This window comes from Faecalibacterium sp. DFI.5.82 (genome assembly GCF_029076575.1).
GTDB lineage: Bacteria > Bacillota > Clostridia > Oscillospirales > Ruminococcaceae > Faecalibacterium > Faecalibacterium duncaniae.
The window spans coordinates 1-289 of the sequence record NZ_JARFIS010001108.1; the positions used below are offsets into that span (position 1 = coordinate 1).

Consider the following 289-nt stretch of genomic DNA (forward strand, 5'->3'; position numbering starts at 1 on the left):
CTGTTCAACATGAACGGTGAGCTCATCGGTCTGGTCAAAGCAAAGTCCTCCTCCAGCGATGCGGAGGGTCTGGGCTTCGCCATCCCCATCAACGATGCCATCATAGTAGCACAGGATCTGCTGGAGAACGGCTATGTCTCCGGCCGCCCCTACATGGGCATCACCTATCTGGCTGTGACCGATGCCCAGACCGCCGCTCAGCTCAACGTCACTGCCTACGGCGTTTACGTTGTGGATGTTGTGCAGGGCGGCCCCGCCGACAAGGCCGGTCTGAAGACCGGTGACCGCT

Annotated in this window: 1 pseudogene; it reads left to right on the forward strand. The window is 60.2% G+C overall.

Annotated features, from left to right (window positions below):
- Positions 1-289, forward strand: a pseudogene (locus P0G09_RS20355) (serine protease HtrA); the annotation flags it as partial.